Annotated in this window: 14 protein-coding genes; 7 read left to right on the top strand and 7 right to left on the bottom strand. The window is 68.4% G+C overall.

The annotated features are described in order from the left end of the window. The first annotated feature begins 51 nt into the window (after positions 1-51). Positions 52-639, top strand: a complete 588-nt coding sequence (locus FSZ13_RS17490) for an FMN-dependent NADH-azoreductase (RefSeq protein ID WP_145481705.1) — start codon at positions 52-54, stop codon at positions 637-639. A gap of 304 nt (positions 640-943) precedes the next feature. Here the strand turns inward: FSZ13_RS17490 and serS are convergent, their stop codons facing one another. Then, a complete protein-coding gene (gene serS, locus FSZ13_RS17485; protein ID WP_145481704.1) occupies positions 944-2,224 on the bottom strand; it encodes a serine--tRNA ligase in 1,281 nt (426 codons plus the stop codon). Positions 2,225-2,339: 115 nt separating this feature from the next. On the opposite strand from serS, the gene FSZ13_RS17480 reads away from it, so the two are divergent. Together FSZ13_RS17480 and FSZ13_RS17475 are read left to right on the top strand one after the other, a co-directional pair. Next, a complete protein-coding gene (locus FSZ13_RS17480; protein WP_145481703.1) occupies positions 2,340-2,969 on the top strand; it encodes an energy transducer TonB in 630 nt (209 codons plus the stop codon). 180 nt (positions 2,970-3,149) lie between these two features. Further along, the gene (locus FSZ13_RS17475; protein ID WP_145481702.1) at positions 3,150-3,725 is read left to right on the top strand and encodes an energy transducer TonB; all 576 of its coding nucleotides are present in this window, start codon (positions 3,150-3,152) and stop codon (positions 3,723-3,725) included. A 90-nt stretch (positions 3,726-3,815) separates the two neighbouring features. Here FSZ13_RS17475 and aroA read toward each other — a convergent pair whose 3' ends face one another. From aroA to FSZ13_RS17455, 4 genes are all read right to left on the bottom strand, one after another. Then, a complete protein-coding gene (gene aroA, locus FSZ13_RS17470) occupies positions 3,816-5,123 on the bottom strand; it encodes a 3-phosphoshikimate 1-carboxyvinyltransferase (RefSeq protein WP_145481701.1) in 1,308 nt (435 codons plus the stop codon). A gap of 81 nt (positions 5,124-5,204) precedes the next feature. After that, positions 5,205-6,395 (bottom strand): prephenate dehydratase, encoded by a 1,191-nt coding sequence (gene pheA / locus FSZ13_RS17465; protein ID WP_145481700.1) that lies wholly within the window; start codon positions 6,393-6,395, stop codon positions 5,205-5,207. 52 nt (positions 6,396-6,447) lie between these two features. Further along, positions 6,448-7,533, bottom strand: a complete 1,086-nt coding sequence (serC, locus tag FSZ13_RS17460) for a 3-phosphoserine/phosphohydroxythreonine transaminase (RefSeq protein WP_145481699.1) — start codon at positions 7,531-7,533, stop codon at positions 6,448-6,450. 97 nt (positions 7,534-7,630) lie between these two features. Beyond that, the gene (locus FSZ13_RS17455; RefSeq protein WP_145481698.1) at positions 7,631-8,431 is read right to left on the bottom strand and encodes an FHA domain-containing protein; all 801 of its coding nucleotides are present in this window, start codon (positions 8,429-8,431) and stop codon (positions 7,631-7,633) included. A 119-nt stretch (positions 8,432-8,550) separates the two neighbouring features. Between FSZ13_RS17455 and FSZ13_RS17450 the strand changes: the two genes are divergently transcribed. From FSZ13_RS17450 to FSZ13_RS17440, 3 genes are all read left to right on the top strand, one after another. After that, positions 8,551-8,826: a polyhydroxyalkanoic acid system family protein gene (locus FSZ13_RS17450; RefSeq protein WP_145481697.1), complete on the top strand. Its 276-nt coding sequence runs from the start codon at positions 8,551-8,553 to the stop codon at positions 8,824-8,826. Positions 8,827-8,913: 87 nt separating this feature from the next. Further along, a complete protein-coding gene (locus FSZ13_RS17445) occupies positions 8,914-9,405 on the top strand; it encodes a phasin family protein (RefSeq protein ID WP_145481696.1) in 492 nt (163 codons plus the stop codon). 166 nt (positions 9,406-9,571) lie between these two features. Further along, the gene (locus tag FSZ13_RS17440) at positions 9,572-10,615 is read left to right on the top strand and encodes a restriction endonuclease (protein ID WP_145481695.1); all 1,044 of its coding nucleotides are present in this window, start codon (positions 9,572-9,574) and stop codon (positions 10,613-10,615) included. Between the two features lie 30 nt (positions 10,616-10,645). Here the strand turns inward: FSZ13_RS17440 and hutC are convergent, their stop codons facing one another. Together hutC and FSZ13_RS17430 are read right to left on the bottom strand one after the other, a co-directional pair. After that, a complete protein-coding gene (hutC, locus tag FSZ13_RS17435) occupies positions 10,646-11,374 on the bottom strand; it encodes a histidine utilization repressor (RefSeq protein WP_145481694.1) in 729 nt (242 codons plus the stop codon). Continuing rightward, the gene (locus tag FSZ13_RS17430) at positions 11,371-12,753 is read right to left on the bottom strand and encodes a formimidoylglutamate deiminase (protein WP_145481693.1); all 1,383 of its coding nucleotides are present in this window, start codon (positions 12,751-12,753) and stop codon (positions 11,371-11,373) included. The genes hutC and FSZ13_RS17430 overlap by 4 nt, the downstream gene beginning before the upstream one ends. 63 nt (positions 12,754-12,816) lie before the next feature. Between FSZ13_RS17430 and hutI the strand changes: the two genes are divergently transcribed. After that, entirely contained in the window at positions 12,817-14,016 is a 1,200-nt protein-coding gene (gene hutI / locus FSZ13_RS17425) for an imidazolonepropionase (RefSeq protein ID WP_145481692.1), read from the top strand. Positions 14,017-14,022 lie beyond the last annotated feature (6 nt).

Below are 14,022 nucleotides of genomic sequence, written 5' to 3'. Positions count from 1 at the left end.
CTCTCCGTCGGCGGCGCCTTGACCGCCCTTACCCGGATACAGGTGATTGCCATGAAGCTTCTTCACATCGATGCCAGCGTGCTGGGCGACAACTCGGTTTCCCGCCAGCTGTCTGCGGCAGTAGTCGCACGATTCAATGAGACCGTCGAGAACCTCGACGTAACCTACCGCGATCTCGATCGTAACCCCATTCCCCATTTGAGTAGTGGTTCGCTGGCGCAGGCTGATGCGGCCGAGGCGACCGACGCCGAGGCGGTGATGCAGCAGTTCCTCGCCGCTGATGTGATCGTGATCGGCGCGCCGATGTACAACTTCAGCATCCCCTCGACGCTGAAGGCGTGGATCGACCGCGTGGCAGTGGCTGGGCGCACCTTCAAGTACACCGAGAACGGCCCGGTGGGCCTGGCCGGTGGCAAGCGGGTGATCATCGCCAGCTCGCGTGGCGGCATCTACACCGATTCGCCGGCCGACTTCCAGGAGCCGTTCCTGCGCCAGGTGTTCGCCTTCATGGGCATCGACAACGTGGAGTTCGTGCGCGCCGAAGGCATTGCCTACTCGCCGACGCACCGCGAAGAGGCCATTGCCGCGGCGCTGGCCAGCCTGCCGGCCGCCGAGTTCGAAGAACTGGCTGAAGCCTGAGTGTTCCAGGGCAGGCGTTGAGTCCTCGTCGGACGCCCTGCCCGGGCCGGGTTCCCCCTCCCCATTCCGGCCCACCCCTGCGGCCCCGCATTTGCGGGGCCGTTCTTTTTGGGTATCGGCGCGGCGGGCTTGGTGCCTGCTGCGGGGGTGATGTTGATTGGAGTTCATGCCACCAAAGAACGTTGCCATTGTTATCGGCGGTCGATTGGGATGCGACCCTACCGGGGTTGGTCGCGGTGGCATCGACCCGGTGTGGCCGGGTTGGTTTGATCACAGAAAAAACCCGCCTTTCGGCCGGTTTTCTTCATGCGATCTTTTCCAGGCCGCCCATGTAGGGCTTGAGCGCATCCGGTACGGTGATGCTGCCGTCGGCGTTCTGGTAGTTCTCCATCACTGCGATCATCGCGCGGCCCACGGCCACGCCGGAGCCGTTGAGGGTGTGCACCAGTTCCGGCTTGCCGGTTTCCGGGTTGCGCCAGCGGGCCTGCATGCGACGGGCCTGGAAGTCGCCGCAGTTGGAGCAGGACGAGATTTCGCGGTAGGTGTCCTGCGAGGGCAGCCACACCTCCAGGTCGTAGGTCTTGATCGCCGAGAAGCCCATGTCGCCGGTGCACAGCAGCACCTTGCGGTACGGCAGGCCCAGCTTTTCCAGCACCACTTCGGCGCAGCGGGTCATGCGCTGGTGTTCGGCGTCGCTGTCGGCCGGTGCGCACACGGTAACCAGCTCGACCTTCTCGAACTGGTGCTGGCGGATCATGCCGCGCACGTCACGGCCGCCGCTGCCGGCTTCGGCGCGGAAGCACAGCGAGTGGGCGGTCATGCTCAGCGGCAGGCGCTCGGCGTCGACGATCTCGTCGCGGACGATGTTGGTCAGCGAGACTTCCGAGGTCGGGATCAGGTAACGGGTGGACTCGCCGACCGCGGTCTTGAACAGGTCGTCCTCGAACTTCGGCAGCTGGCTGGTGCCGCGCAGCGATTCCGGGTTGACCAGCACCGGCACGTTGGTTTCTTCGTAGCCATGCTCACCGGTGTGCAGGTCGAGCATGAACTGGGCCAGGGCACGGTGCAGGCGCGCCACCGGGCCGCGCAGCACGGTGAAGCGCGAACCGGAGAGCTTGGCGCCGGCTTCGCCGTCCAGGCCCTGGTTGCGCGCACCCAGCTCGACATGGTCAAGCACCGGGAAATCGAAACTGCGCGGCGTGCCCCAGCGCTTCTGTTCGACGTTCTCCGTTTCGTCCTTGCCGAACGGCACATCGTCGGCCGGTACGTTGGGGATGCCCATGGCGATGGCTTCGATCCTCTCGCGAAGCTCGTCCAGCGCCACTTCCGAGGCCTTCAGCTCATCGGCGAACGCGGCCACTTCGGCCATGATCGCCGACACGTCTTCGCCCTTGGCCTTGGCCTGGCCGATGGCTTTGGAGCGGCTGTTGCGCAGGCTCTGCAACTCCTGGGTGCGGATCTGGATGCGCTTGCGGTCGGCTTCCAGCGACTCCAGCCCGGAGACGTCCAGCTCGAAACCGCGCGTGGTGCGCAGGCGTTCGGCGAGTTCGGCGGGCTGTTGGCGAAGCAGGGCTGGATCAAGCATGGCGTCAGGGGGCTGTTTGTGGGTCTGGAGGGGGATTATCGCCTGTAATCGGCCCTTCTGCCGCGCGGTTCATTCCCGGCGTGGCAGAATCGGGGGGTTCACCATGGTATGGCTCATGTCCGCTTCCCGTTCCTCGTCTGGCAAGAACATCACCTTCCAGCTGCCCCGCCGCAGCCTCCTGATCGCCGGGATCGCCTTCGGCGTGGGCGTGCTGCTGTTCCTGGTGGTGTGGCTGAGCACCCGCAACAACGACTTCTACAAGGCCGGGCCGGCGCAGACCCCGCAGCAGGTGGCCGAGGTCGAGCCCCTGCCTGAACCCCTGCCCGCCGCCGCCGGTTCCAGCGACATGCCCGATGCCCGCCCGCTGCCGGTTGACGAGCAGCCGCAGCTGGTGGAGACCGCCCCGCCCCCCCCGCCGGCGGCCGTCCCCGCGCCCGCGACGGATGCGGCGCCGGTGGCACCCGCTGCGGGTGACCGCCCGCAGCCGATTGCCGATCAGTCGCCGCCGCCGTCCTACCCGCCTGCCGCCCTGCGCAACGGGGTGGAGGGCAGCGTGGTGGTGCGCGTGGACGTGGACGCCACCGGCGTGCCGTTCAACGTGACCATCGTGCAGCGCAGCGGCTCGCGCGATCTCGACCGCGCCGCCACCGATGCGGTGCGCCGCTGGCGCTTCCTGCCGGCGCAGAGCAACGGGCAGGCCGTGGTCGGCAGCATTGAAGTACCGTTCGACTTCAAAGCGCGGTAGTCAGCCACCGCTGGTGGGTACGCGGTGCGCCGGTCATCGCGGCGTCAGCCTCGCGTAAAGGCACGGCTCATCATGCTGAACCACGCTGGCCATGCACGCGCGGCGTTGACGAATCGGTGACACACCTGCAAGGCGGTGCGGGCAACACTGCGGACGTCAACTCGACACCAGGAGTCCGCCATGAGTGTTACCCATACCCATGAAATCCCTGCTTCGCCGCAGCACCAGCGCGATGTGATCGACGACCACGGCCGCCGGCGTACGTCGCCGCTGCTGTGGATCGCGCTGATCGTGGCGATGTTCGCGGCCGCGCTGGTGTGGCTGCGCTATGCCAATCCGGACGAAACGGCCAGTGCGCCGATCGGCGAGCGCATGCTGCCGGCAACTGAAACCCCCGTGGCGACGACGCCCACGCCGACGACGCGCCAGGCTGCTCCGGCGACCACCCAGCGCCGTGCGGCGCCGGCGGTTCGCGACCGTGAGGCGCGCCCGCTGAGCAGCAACGCCAAGCCGGTGTATCCGCGCTCGGCCCTGCGTAGTGGCGTGGAAGGCAGCGTGGTGGCCAGCCTCAACGTGGATACGCGCGGCCAGGTGACCAATGCCGATATCGTGAAGCGTAGTGGCGGTCGCGACCGCGATCTTGATCGCGCTGTGCTCACCACCGTGCGCGACTGGAAGTTCGAGCCGGCGATGCACAACGGTCGCGCGGTGGCCAGCGTGGTGCGCGTGCCGGTGGATTTCCGCACCGAACGGTAAAACCGAAAACGGCGGGGGAGCCGGGGAGCCGACCGAAAGGTCGGCTCTTTTTTCGTGGGTTCCGAGGGTGCGTTGGGCGTCCCGGTCTGGTCAGGACAGGTTGAAGCCGGCGCCCTTGGCCAAGCCGTCGAAGTCCGGGAACGAGGTGGCGACGTTGGCGATGTCGTTGATGCGGACCTCGCCATTGCTGAGCTGGCCGGCGATGGCGAAGGCCATGGCGATGCGGTGGTCGCCGTGGCTTTCGATGGTGCCGCTGCCCAGGGTGTGCCCACCATGGATGGTGGCGCCGTCTTCGGTTTCGTCCACCTGCACGCCCAAGGTGCGCAGGCCGGTGGCCATGGCGGCCAAGCGGTCGGATTCCTTGACCCTCAGTTCGGCCGCGCCGGTGACCACGGTGTTGCCCTGCGCCGCTGCGGCAGCGACGAACAGGGCGGGGAACTCATCGATCATGTCCGGCACCAGCGCTTCGGGAATCGCGGCGCCGTGCAGCGGTGCGTGGCGCACCACCAGGTCGGCGACGGCCTCACCGCCCTGCTCGGCATGGTTTTCCTCGCGGATGTCGGCGCCCATCAGGCGCAGCGCGGCCAACAGGCCGGTGCGGCGCGGATTCAGGCCGACCTGGCGCAGGCGCAGTTCGGAACCGGGAATGATGCTGGCGGCGACCAGGAAGAACGCGGCCGAGGAGAAGTCGGCGGGCACTGCGATGTCGGTGGCGCGCAGGCGCTGGCCGCCACGCAGGCGAGCCTTGCCCGGCGAGAAGGTGATGTCCACGCCGAACGCGCGCAGCATGCGTTCGCTGTAGTCGCGGGTCGGGTGCGGTTCGGTCACCGTGGTCTCGCCCTGCGCGTACAGGCCGGCCAGCAGCACCGCGGACTTGACCTGGGCACTGGCCACCGGGGAGGCGAAGTCGATGCCGTGCAGCGGCTGCCCGCCGTGCACGCGCAGCGGTGGGGTGCCGTCGGCTTCGGTGTCGATCCGGGCGCCCATCTGCGCCAGCGGACCGGTCACCCGGCGCATCGGCCGGCGCGACAGCGATTCGTCGCCGACCATCACCGAATCGAACGGCTGCGCGGCCAGCAGGCCGGCCAGCAGGCGCATGCCGGTACCGGCATTGCCGCAGTCGAGCGGCGCGCTGGGCGCCTTCAGGCCATCCACGCCGACGCCGTGCACGATGCGCTGCGACGGCGACGGCGTTTCGATGCGCACGCCCAGCTGCGAGAAGATCGCGGCCGTGGCGCGGGTGTCTTCACCTTCCAGGAAGCCGTCGATGCGGGAGACGCCGTCGGCCAGGGCGGCGAACATCACCGCGCGGTGCGACACCGACTTGTCGCCGGGAATGGTCAGGCTGCCCTGCAGGGGCTGGCCCTTGCGGGCGGTCCAGGAAGCGGAAGCGGTCATCGGTGGATCCTGTGCGGGGCCGCCGACAGCGGCAGCCGTGAATCGTAGGGCGATGGAGGGCGCAGCGGCGGCGCCCGGAACTCAGGGCACGGCGACCGGATAGGAGCCGAGCACCTTGATCTGTGCCGAGTGCGCCTCCAGTTCGGCCAACGCGGCCTGCATCGCCGCGTCGTCGATGTGGCCGGCCAGGTCGATGAAGAACCCGTACTCCCACTTGGCGTTGTGCGACGGGCGCGATTCGATGCGGTTCATGCTGATGCCGTGCCGGGCGAACGGACTGAGCACGTCGAACAACGCGCCCGGCTTGTCGTGGATGAACACCAGGACCGAGGTACGGTCATGCCCGGAGCTCGGGAAGAACTGGCGGCCCACCACGAGGAAGCGCGTGGTGTTGTCGGCATCGTTCTGGATCGGCTTGGTGACCACCTTCTTCAGGCCGTACACATGGCCGGCGCTCTCACCGCCAATGGCCGCGGCGTCGTCGGCGTTGCGGGCGCGACGCGCGCCTTCGGCGTTGCTCGACACCGGCACCTTCTCGGCCTTGGGCAGGTTCGCGCGCAACCAGGACGAGGTCTGCATGAACGACTGCGGGTGGCCGTAGACGCGTTCGACGTCTTCCAACCGGCCGCTGCGCGACATCAGGTACTGCTGCACGCGCAGTTCGACTTCGCCGCAGATCTTCAGGTTGGAGGTGAGGAACATGTCCAGGGTGATCTGGATGGTGCCCTGCCCCGAGTTCTCCACCGGCACCACGCCGAAATCGGCGTTGCCCGCTTCCACTTCCTGGAACACTTCTTCGATGCTGGCCAGCGGCAGGCCCAGCGCCGAGCGACCAAAATGCTTGAGCACGGCCTGCTGGCTGAAGGTGCCTTCCGGGCCGAGGTAACCGATCTTCAACGGCTCCTGCTGGGCCAGGCAGGCCGACATGATTTCGCGGAACACATGCACCAGCACTTCATCGCTGAGCGGGCCTTCGTTGCGGTCCACCACCATGCGCAGCACCTGCGCTTCGCGCTCGGGGCGGTAGTAATCGACGGCGGCGGCGAGCTTGCCCTTGGCCTTGCCGACCTGGTGGGCGAACTGCGCACGCTCGGCGATCAGCGCCTGGATGCTGCGGTCGATGTGGTCGATCTTGGCGCGCACGTCGGACAGCACCGGTGCGGCGATGGCGGGCACGGCAGCGGCCTTGGTCGGCTTGGCGGCGCCCGGTGCGGTCTTGGCCGTGACGGGCTTGGCGGTGGATGCCTTGGGCTTGGCGGGTTTGGTGGCCATCAGGGGTTCCAGTTGCAGTGGGGCGGCGGGCGCCCCGGTAAAGTCGGGAGCGTCAGCCGTTGCGCTGCTGGAAATCGCGCATGAAGGCGGTGAGCGCCTGCGCGCCCTCCACCGGAAGCGCGTTGTATAGCGAGGCACGGATGCCGCCGACCGCCTTGTGACCCTTCAGTGCCAGCAGGCCGGCGGCTTTGGATTCACTGACGAAACGCGCGGTAAGCGTCTCGTCGGGCAGGAAGAACGGAATGTTCATGCGCGAGCGCGCCGCCGGCACCACCTCATTGCGGTAGAAGCCGCCGGAGGCATCGATGGCGCCGTAGACCAGCGCCGACTTGGCCGCGTTGCGGCGCGCGAATTCTTCCACGCCGCCCTGGGCCAGCATCCACTTGAACACCAGCCCGGCCAGGTACCAGTTCCAGGTGGGCGGCGTGTTGAGCATGGAGTCGCGGGCGACGTGCGAGCGGTAGTCGAAGATGTCCGCGCGCGGCTGGCCGCTGCGCTCGAGCAGGTCGCGGCGCACGATCACCACCGAGACCCCGACCGGGCCGAGGTTCTTCTGCGCGCCGGCGTAGATCAGGCCGTAGCGCGAGACATCCAGCGGCTCGCTGGCGATGGAAGAGCTGAAATCGGCGAACAGCGGCACGTTGCCCACGTCCGGGGTGTCACGGAACTCGACCCCGTGGATGGTTTCGTTGGCGGTGATGTGCACGTAGGCCGCATCGTCGGACAACTGCCACTGGTCGCGTGGCGGGATGTCGTGGAAGCCGGTGGCTTCGCTGCTGGCGGCGACATTCACCTTGACGTAGGGGCTGACCTGCTTGATCGCGGTCTTGCCCCAGTGCCCGGTGAGCACGTAGTCGACGGTCTGGCCGGGACTGGCGAAGTTCAGCGCGAGCAGGGCTTGCTGGGTGGTCGCGCCGCCGGCCAGGAACATCACGGCGTAGTCGTCGGGGATGCCGATCAGGCGGCGCAGGTCGGCCTCGGCCTCGGCCGCGACGGCCATGAACTCCGGGCCGCGGTGGCTCATTTCGACAATGGAGGCGCCGGCGCCGTTCCATTCCAACATTTCTTCCTGCGCCTGGCGCAGGACCGATTCCGGCAGGGTTGCAGGGCCGGCACTGAAATTGAACGCGCGCGTCATGACACACCTATGGGGCAAGACCCCTAGTATGCCGCAGCGCACCAGCCTTTAGGCCTTGCTGCACAAGGCGAAATTGGTTGCGTTTGAATCTATTGGTTCAGCGCGCGCCGAACCAGAGCAGCAGGCTGATCAGCCCCGCCAGCAGCAACGCGCTGCCCAGCAGCCACGGCCAACGGCTCACGCGCGCAGGCTTGGCCGGTGCTTCGACCGCGCTGGGCAGGTCGAGCAGTTCGTCCTGTTCGTCGCTGGCCACGCGCTTGCGCCCGTCGTGCGGCACTTCCAGCACGAACCGGTGCTGGGCGTCGAACACCAGCTGGTCGCCCGGCTGCAGCCAGCAGTGGCGCACGCTGACGCCATTGACCCGCGTGGATTCGCCCGCGCCCAGGTCGCGCAGCAACAGGCGCTCGCCGTGCCGCTCGATCCGCGCGTGTTGTTCGGCAAAGGCCGGATCGTCGATCACGATGTCCGATTCGGCCCCGCGCCCGATCACCCGCGGGCGGTCCAGGGTGAAGCTGCGGCCGTGGTGCTGCCCGCCCACGCCGCGCAGCAGGCGCTGGTCCTCACCGCTGTCATCGCTGCGCGATGGCGCGTGGCTGAGCGGCTCGCAGCCGCCCTGGACCACCATTTCCACCCCGTCGGCATAGACCGCGTCGCCGGGCCGCAGCAGTGCCATGCGGCGTACCGGCCGGCCATTGACGTGGATGCCGCGCATGCCGGCGGCCACCTGCAGCCACAGGCCGCGGTCGTCCAGGCAGAACTGCGCCAGCAGCAGCGTGCCGGCCACGTCGCCGCCGAGCCGGACCCCGCCCGATGCGTGGCGCACGATGCGCTGCACCCCGGGCTTCAACGGCTGGTCGGGGTGTTGGCGATGAGTGAAGTGGACAAGCAGGTTCTGCACGCGGCGCAGCCTAACAGGTTGGCAGTCTGGGAAGATAGAAGTGTGACGCACTGCTTGGAGATCTGTCTGCGGATGCGCACAATGCACGCCCCTTTCCACTACCGCCTCCAGGAGCCCGCATGTCCAAGATCGATATCACCCACGCCCACGCCCTGCCCGCCGAGGCAGCCCGCAAGGCGGTCGAGGAGATGGCGGGCAAGCTCGCGGAAAAGTTTTCCGTCAACTCGAACTGGGTTGGCAATGCGCTGAACTTCAGCGGCTCCGGGGTGAACGGGCTGATTGAACTGCTGCCGGGCACGGTGCGCGTCAGCGCGGATCTGGGCTTTCCGGTATCGATGATGAAAGGCATGGTGGAAGAACAGATCAAGAGCGTCCTGCAGGAAAAGCTGGGCTGAACCGCAGGGCCGGCAGGCGCCCGCCATCACGCCGCGCAATCGACGGGCTGGGTAGGATCGAAGGGTGGCCACTCACAGGATCGCCCCATGAACGCACACGACGACTACGATGACCGCACCGGCGAGAAGCCCTCGCTGCAGGACCAGGCCGAGCGCTTTTCGCGCAGATTGACCGGCTCGGCACAACAGATCTGGCTGGCCGGGCTTGGCGTATTCGCACGCGCCCAGGCCGAAGGCAGCCGCGTCTTCGATGACCTGGTCAGGGAAGGCGAGTCGGTGGACGCGCGCAACCGCGAGCAGGCCGGGGACACCCCGCGCTGGCGCGACAACGTCGAGGAGCACCTGGGCGAGGCCCGGGAAAAGGCCGCCGGCACCTGGGACAAGGTGGAGAAGGCCTTCGACGACCGCGTCCAGGGCGTGCTCAAGCGGCTCAACATCCCTACCGCCGAGGATGTCGCTACGCTCAATGCCCGCATCGATGCGCTGACCACCCGGCTCAACCGGGCCGAGGCGCGCAACGCTTCGCCTAATGCCGACCCCCTGCCCGGCACCCACCAGTCGCCCAGCTCGGACGCCTGAGTTCGGATTGTTGCAAAGCAGCAAACGTTTGTTGACAATCGAACCCGACCCGCCAATCGCGTCACTGCCGTTTGTTCCCTCCCCTCACGGCTACGGATTGGCGGGTTTTTTGTAGGTGGGCGCATATAGACTGTCGTCTGTACCCCCGTGTTCATTTCTAGATCTCATGTTCTCCTGGATTCTGGCCCTCCTGCTGGCTCTTGTTGTCTGGTCCCTCGCTGCTGCCTGGTTCTGGCTTGTCAAACGCCGCCGGACGGAGACGCGACTGGGGCTCAACGCCTTGGCCGGGATGCACTGGCGGGACTTTTCCAGCATCGTCCGGCGCGCCCTGCACGAACAGCGCCAGCTGCAGGACATCACCGGCGAGCCGGATGACAGCCGCGAGCCCAGCAGCGACTTCCTGATGCAGGACGCCGCGCACCAGCGCTACCTGGTGTCCTGCAAGCACGGCCGGGCCTATCGGATCGGCACGGCGGCAGTGAACGAACTCGGCGCGGCCGCGCGCCTGGCCGGGGCCCGCGGGGGGATCCTGATCACCGAAGGCCGGGTCGAACGCGATGGCCGCGGCGCCGCGGAAAAGCAGAGCGTGGAGGTGCTGGACGGCACCGTGTTGTGGCCGATGCTGCAGCCCTACCTGCCCGGTGACGTGGAAAGCCGGGTCAAGCACCAGGCGCGGCGCGAGGCGCTGCGGCGCATTTCGATCGCCGCGCTGGGCTCGCTGACCCTCGGGCTGATCGTAGGCATGGGCTACCTGACCTCGCGCCTGGAGCAAGCCCCGACCGAGCCGCCTGTCTCGCCCGCTGCCGCCACCGCCCCGTCTTCGACCCCCGTCGCCGCACCACCGGAACCCACCGCACCCGCCGCCGACGCTGCAGGCACCCCGACTGCGCCACCGTCGCCGGCACCTGCGCCAGGCAGCAGCGACCCGGACGGCATTCTCGGCACCGTGGCCGATCCGGATGCGGAAACGCTCGCGCGCTACCAGCGTGAACTGGCCGCCCTGCTGGGGCAGCAGAGCGGTGTGCTCAATGCGTTCTGGCAGACCCGCCAGACCCTCGCGGTGAACCGGTCTGCCGAGATCGATGCGATCTGGCCGCAGATCTGCAGCCAGGTCAAACGCTACCCGGCGCTGCGCACGGTGCGCATCCAGCTCAACCCACGCCTGGGTACCGACGAACCGGTGCGCTGGCGGCAGTGCGCCACGTCGTAACAGGGGTGCCGGGCAGCGCCCGGCATCACGTCAACGTGCGCCGGGCGCGAATTTCGCCACCAGGTCCCAGGCATCGCCCAGGAACATCTGGCGCACGCAGGTGATCGGCTGTTCGCCCCGCCAGGTCAGCCGGTCGATGACCAGGCAGGCGGTGCCGGGCTTCACGTCCAGCAGCGCCGCCGCTGCGGCGTCGGCGCCCCAGGCACTGATGCGGTGCTGGGCCCGGGTCCACGACACGTTCTGCAGCAGCCAGCTGCCCGGCGCGGTGGTGGTGAAATCCACCTCCAGCACCTCGGGCACCCCGACCGGGCTGATCAAACGGTGTTCCAACGCGAACGGTCGGCCATCGGCCCGATGCAGGCAACGGATCGCCAGCAGCTTCTGCTCTCCGGCAAGCGCCACTTCCTCGCTGGCGGCCGGGTCCGGCGCGCGGTAGGCCCGTTCCAGCAGCTGGTAGCCGTAGACGTGGCCGCGCGCACCCACCGCCATGGCGATATCGGGAATCTCCAGCGCCACCTGCTCCAGGTGCGGGGGCTGCCGGGCCACGAAGGAACCGGCGCGACGGCGACGTTCGATCATGCCGCTCTCGGCCAACGCGGTGAGTACCTTGTTGACCGTCATCCGCGAGCAGCCGTAGAGCTCCATCAGCTCATGCTCGTATGGAATGCGGAAACCGGGCGCCCATTCGCCGCTGAGGATGCGGTTTTCCAGATCGGCACGGATGCGCTGGTTGAGGGTTTCGGCTTTCTTGCCCGTCACTCGGAACTCCTCAACACGCCGCGCAGGGCCTGGGCAAAACGCGCTGCCACGGCGTCGCGCTGCAGGTGGCGGCCGTGCCGGACCAGCTCGCGTCCGCCGCGCCAGACCGATCGAACGGCGCCATTACGGGCGGCGAACACCCAGCTGTCAAGCCACGCGTCGCCGTCACGGGCGATCAGCGAAGGGTGCTGCGGATCCAGTTCGACCACGTCGGCGGGCGCACCGGGTTGCAGGCCACAGCCCACGCCCAGCGCCTGCGCCGCACCGTGCAGCGACCTTTCGAACAGCCAGCGTCCGCTGGATACCCCTTCCTGCGGCGCCAGCACGTTGCGCCCGCGCAACTGCAGGCGCTGCCCATACTCGAGCAGGCGCAGCTCCTCGGCGGCGTCGATCAGCACGTTGGAATCCGAGCCCACGCCGAAGCGGCCACCGCCGCGCGCGAACGCCTGCATCGGGAACAGGCCGTCGCCGAGGTTGGCTTCGGTGATCGGGCACAGGCCGACCACGGCGTGGCTGGCCAGCATGCGCCGTACTTCGTCGTCGTCCACGTGGGTGGCATGGACCAGGCACCAGCGCGCGTCCACGGGTGCGTGTTCGTAGAGCCAGCGCACCGGGCGCAGCCCGCTCCAGGCCACACACGCATCGACCTCGCGGGTCTGTTCAGCGATGTGGATGTGCACCGGGCCGGTGGTGAGTGGCAGCAGTGCGGCCAGCTCTTCGCCGGTGACCGCGCGCAGGCTGTGCGGGGCGATGCCCAGCACCGCATCGTCCTGCCTCCGCAGGGCCTGGTGACAGCCCTCCAGCAGTGCGGCAAAGCCGTCCACATCATGCAGCAGGCGGCGCTGCGCCGGGTTGGGGGGCGCGCCGCCGAAGTCGGCATGCGCATAGAACACCGGCAGCAGGGTCAGGCCGATGCCACTGCCCTGCGCCGCCGCCGCGATGCGCGCGGCCATCTCGGCGCGGTCCGCATACGGGCTGCCGTCCGCGGCGTGGTGCAGGTAGTGGAATTCGCCGACGCGGGTGAAGCCCGATTCCAGCATTTCCACATACGCCTGCTCGGCGATCGCCTGCACCGCCTCGGGCTGCAGGTTCGACAGGAAGCGGTACATCAGTTCGCGCCAGCTCCAGAAGCTGTCGCCGCTGCGTCCGCCGATCTCGGTCAAACCGGCCATGCCGCGCTGGAAGGCGTGGCTGTGCAGGTTGCCCAGGCCGGGCAGCGAGATCGCCAGCGCCGTGTCGCCAGGCTGCGCGGGCACGCCCGGGGTGACCGACTGCAGGGTGCCGCCGGCGCAGACGATGCGCACATCGCGCGCCCACCCCTGCGGCAGCAGGGCATGGTCGGCGTGGAAAGCGAGGACGGAAGCGGGGTTGGCTGGCATCACTGGACATCCCGGAAGTGGCGCCTATATTGTATAGACATATAAGCCGCCGTGGTTGCTGCCATGCACTGTGACACCCTCTGGACCAACGCCAACCTGATCACCGTCGACGGCCCTGGCCTTGGCGTGATCCGCGACGGGGTGATCGCCGCCCACGACGGCCGCATCGTGCACGTCGGCCCGGCCGGGTCCGAAGCGCACCTGCAGCCGAACCGCCGCGTGGACTGCGCCGGGCGCTGGATCAGCCCGGGGCTGGTCGACTGCCACACCCACCTGGTGTACGCCGGCAACCGCGCCAATGAATTCGAACAGCGCCTGCAGGGCGTGAGCTATGCCGACATCGCCCGCGCCGGCGGCGGCATCGTCTCCACCGTGCGCGCCACCCGTGCCGCCAGCGAAGCGCAGTTGCTGGCGGCCAGCCTGCCGCGGCTGGATGCGATGCTGGCCGAGGGCCTCACCACGGTGGAAATCAAATCCGGCTACGGCCTCTCGCTTGACGATGAAACCAAGCAGCTGCGCGTGGCCCGCGAGCTGTCGCGGCAGCGCGCGGTCGAGGTGGTGCCCACCTTCCTGGGTGCACACGCGGTGCCGCCGGGGCGGCAGGCGCAGGAGTACATCGATGAGGTGTGCAACGTGATGATTCCGTCGGTAGCCGCGCAGGACCTGGCCGAAGCGGTGGATGTGTTCTGCGAAAACATCGCCTTCAGCACCGCGCAGGCCGAGCAGGTGTTCGTGGCCGCGCAGGCGCATGGACTGGCGGTGAAGATCCACGCCGAACAGCTCAGCAACCAGCACGGCGCTGCGTTGGCTGCGCGGCATGGCGCACTTTCGGCCGACCACATCGAACACCTCGATGCAGACGGCATTGCCGCGATGCGTGCCGCCGGCACCGTGGCGGTGCTGCTGCCGGGCGCGTTCTATTTCACCCGCGACACCACCCTGCCCCCGATCGACGCGCTGCGCGCGGCCGGCGTACCGCTGGCACTGGCCACCGACAGCAACCCCGGCACCTCGCCGCTGACCAGCCCGCTGCTGGCCATGAACATGGCCGCGACACTGTTCCGCATGACCGTGGACGAGTGCATTGCCGGCTTCACCCGTGAAGCGGCGCGTGCGCTGGGCCGACAGGCGCGGATCGGCCGCCTGGCGGTCGGGCTGGACTGCAACCTGGCCGTGTGGGACATCGAGGCGCCTGCCGACCTTGTCTACCGCATCGGCTTCAACCCCCTGCACGCGCGTGTGATGCGCGGCGTATCCGTCTGAACACAG

Origin of the sequence: Stenotrophomonas rhizophila (assembly GCF_007667275.1) — a bacterium.
Taxonomy (GTDB): Bacteria; Pseudomonadota; Gammaproteobacteria; order Xanthomonadales; family Xanthomonadaceae; genus Stenotrophomonas; species Stenotrophomonas maltophilia_AE.
The sequence above is the reverse complement of the archived record's forward strand: the minus strand, read 5'-3'. Positions and strand labels throughout refer to the sequence as shown.

Bases quoted from the DNA above. Each gene is read 5' to 3' on its own strand.
- FSZ13_RS17490 (WP_145481705.1), top strand. From the start codon at position 52: ATGAAGCTTCTTCACATCGATGCCAGCGTGCTGGGCGACAACTCGGTT.
- serS (WP_145481704.1), bottom strand. From the start codon at position 2,224: ATGCTTGATCCAGCCCTGCTTCGCCAACAGCCCGCCGAACTCGCCGAA.
- FSZ13_RS17480 (WP_145481703.1), top strand. From the start codon at position 2,340: ATGTCCGCTTCCCGTTCCTCGTCTGGCAAGAACATCACCTTCCAGCTG.
- FSZ13_RS17475 (WP_145481702.1), top strand. From the start codon at position 3,150: ATGAGTGTTACCCATACCCATGAAATCCCTGCTTCGCCGCAGCACCAG.
- aroA (WP_145481701.1), bottom strand. From the start codon at position 5,123: ATGACCGCTTCCGCTTCCTGGACCGCCCGCAAGGGCCAGCCCCTGCAG.
- pheA (WP_145481700.1), bottom strand. From the start codon at position 6,395: ATGGCCACCAAACCCGCCAAGCCCAAGGCATCCACCGCCAAGCCCGTC.
- serC (WP_145481699.1), bottom strand. From the start codon at position 7,533: ATGACGCGCGCGTTCAATTTCAGTGCCGGCCCTGCAACCCTGCCGGAA.
- FSZ13_RS17450 (WP_145481697.1), top strand. From the start codon at position 8,551: ATGTCCAAGATCGATATCACCCACGCCCACGCCCTGCCCGCCGAGGCA.
- FSZ13_RS17445 (WP_145481696.1), top strand. From the start codon at position 8,914: ATGAACGCACACGACGACTACGATGACCGCACCGGCGAGAAGCCCTCG.
- FSZ13_RS17440 (WP_145481695.1), top strand. From the start codon at position 9,572: ATGTTCTCCTGGATTCTGGCCCTCCTGCTGGCTCTTGTTGTCTGGTCC.
- FSZ13_RS17430 (WP_145481693.1), bottom strand. From the start codon at position 12,753: ATGCCAGCCAACCCCGCTTCCGTCCTCGCTTTCCACGCCGACCATGCC.
- hutI (WP_145481692.1), top strand. From the start codon at position 12,817: ATGCACTGTGACACCCTCTGGACCAACGCCAACCTGATCACCGTCGAC.